The 2380-nt window shown below is 38.4% G+C and carries 5 protein-coding genes; 1 reads left to right on the top strand and 4 read right to left on the bottom strand.

The genetic code is table 11. The features are described from left to right. Positions 1-547, bottom strand: a 547-nt coding sequence (locus CBG25_RS17665) for a KilA-N domain-containing protein (protein WP_290608300.1), incomplete at its 3' end; no start/stop codon positions are given. A 100-nt stretch (positions 548-647) separates the two neighbouring features. Here CBG25_RS17665 and CBG25_RS17670 point away from each other — a divergent pair. Beyond that, positions 648-1034, top strand: coding sequence for a hypothetical protein (locus CBG25_RS17670; protein WP_290608302.1), 387 nt, complete (start codon positions 648-650; stop codon positions 1032-1034). Between the two features lie 59 nt (positions 1035-1093). On the opposite strand, the gene CBG25_RS17675 is transcribed toward CBG25_RS17670, so the two are convergent. The 3 genes from CBG25_RS17675 to CBG25_RS17685 form a co-directional block, all read right to left on the bottom strand. Then, the gene (locus CBG25_RS17675) at positions 1094-1354 is read right to left on the bottom strand and encodes a hypothetical protein (protein WP_290608304.1); all 261 of its coding nucleotides are present in this window, start codon (positions 1352-1354) and stop codon (positions 1094-1096) included. 285 nt (positions 1355-1639) lie between these two features. Beyond that, complete coding sequence (locus CBG25_RS17680) at positions 1640-1978, bottom strand: hypothetical protein (protein ID WP_290608306.1); 339 nt, start codon at positions 1976-1978, stop codon at positions 1640-1642. Positions 1979-2147: 169 nt separating this feature from the next. Further along, the coding region (locus CBG25_RS17685) for a transposase (protein ID WP_290604297.1) at positions 2148-2380 on the bottom strand (233 nt) is incomplete at its 5' end.

Here is a 2380-nt window from a genome sequence, read left to right on the forward strand (position 1 = left end):
GTTTCCCATGAAGCAACAAAAGCTCCGTAAAAGAATGCGTTACTTCGCTTGAACCCGTTAAACTCCCTTCTGGTGCATCAACAGCGTAAGCAGGAAGTATATCCGGCATGCCAAGAGAAGACTGTAGATTTTTCATTCCACCAAGCATACCAGAAGGGGCGATACGCAATTCTTGTTTGCAGAATGCCAGCATTGCTAATCCAGCCTGAACTTTATCGGTTAGTGGTTGGATAGGTGTATAAATAACTTCATCAAACGTCCGGATAACTTTGAGATGGAAAGCTGCACTAATCCACATGGCATAAGCATAAACCAGTTCTTTAGCAACGTAGGTTCCCTGCTCTATACCTCCTTTTATGACCGATACAGAAATTCCTGTATCGCTTACAAATTGTTCAACCAATTCTTGAGTTTTACTATTTGCAAGCCAATGTGTGGGACTATCTTTTCTATTATTACCCGCGGCTTTATGTAAATCATTCAGACAATAACGCCCGAAAACGTCTTGACGAACAACGGTATTTTCAATAACCACTAATTTAGACATAAAATATTTCTCCGGAATTAAAAGAATAAAGGTATTAACGTGAAAGATTTTGCAGATGGAACCCTAAACCCTTTATACTTACCAAAAAGGAGGATTTCCTATGGGTCAGGTTGCATTTGATACACTACAAGCATCAGAAGAGCTTCAAACGGCTGGACTTACTAGTCAGCAAGCTAAGGCTATTTCGCTTGTTGTACGTAAATCTCATGAGGTTGCTGATGTGGCGACTAAAGCTGATATTGCTGATGTTAAGCGTGATATAGCTGATGTTAGAAAAGAAATCGCCGATGCCCGCAAAGATTTATCTGCTGAGATGAATTTACGTTTCGAAAGAGTAGACGCTCAAATATCTGATGTTCGCAAAGACCTGCAACTAGAGATGTCGGGTATTAGAGCTGAACAAAAGTTAATCCGGTGGATGTTAGGTGCGGGTATTTTAGGTATTCTATCTCTGGTGGTTAAAGCTTTCTTGATGCCTGCACTATAATTACCATTGGGCTGTTAGCTTAATGGTATAGCAGAGGATTTAATTCTTTGGTTGCAGGTTCAAATCCTGCATAGCCCGCCAATTTCTCGATATATCTTCATCAGCCTTCGATTCTCTTTTTTAAGACGCTTATTTTCTTTTGTTAAGCACTGTATGATTTCTTTGAAAGTGCGTGTTTCCATGTCGTCGTCATTCCATATATCAATACTGCTTAAGTATCTTGAGTCACTTAAATTACGACTACCATTAGTCACTCCAACCAAATTACCCATATTGGGATGCTTAGCCGTTACAATGCGTGGATTGTCCAATCTCATCATGTGTACTCCTTGTTAACATTTGCTGAAAAGTTAGGATGTGTGCCCAAGTGCCTCTTGGTGTCCGATTACAGTCATCACGGACGGGTAAACGTAATCAAACTATATTTAGCTATTTGAAAGATAATTTATAGTGTTGACTGTCCCACGAGCGCAGAGCCGCATTCACACATCCTTAAATTGATTTGATTGCCTGATATTTCTGGCGCGTCTGGCTCGCTCCCTTTTGTGGTTTACCGCAACACACAAAAGTTTAATGAAATGGAATTCATGCTTGATTTTGAAGGATTAAATTAGATTAATTTTAAGGTAACTAATGAGTTCTTTTATTTTTTCTCTATTAGAAAAAAAACGGGCTAAATAAGCATTTGGATATTTGTTGTTGATATATTGAAATGATAAATCAATCAAAGACTTTAATGTATCTTCAATTTCTTGTTTATCTATGTCAGATATAATGATTTTTTCATTTTTATTTATTCGTTTTACTAGTTTTAATAAAGTTATGGCAGATAAAACCCTAGAACCATGAACTATTAAATTCTTTTTCTTGCCAGTATTATTTTTTTCATTTTCTTTTAAGTTATTTTCCAGCAATCTAAAAGATGAGACAGCATTAATTATCATTAATCCTGAAATAGATGAATTAAAAATACTTTTATGGGCACCTCGAAAAACTCAAGATTTTCAATTAACCCTTGGCTTTCATTCTAAATAATTAGATTTTTTTTGATTATCACGTTACTGATTCTATCGCACATTGCCCTGGCTAGGGCCATTTGACCCATTCTGGGCGTCAGAAAGCCACGATGCACGCGCTCTGGAAGTACGCCAACCGCTTTAGGTTGTAACATGCTGCCATCATCGTCATGGCAAAATTAGCGCGCACCTGTCCAATGGTGCGGATCAGTTTTCTACCCATTTGTTCCATCGCCGCAAATGCATGTTCAACCCGTGCCCTAGTCTTTGCAATCCTGTGGTTTCGCCCTTGCTGAGTCTTGGACAACGGTTTGTTTCGATGGCCTTTAC

Origin of the sequence: Arsenophonus sp. ENCA (assembly GCF_002287155.1) — a bacterium.
GTDB lineage: Bacteria > Pseudomonadota > Gammaproteobacteria > Enterobacterales > Enterobacteriaceae > Arsenophonus > Arsenophonus nilaparvatae.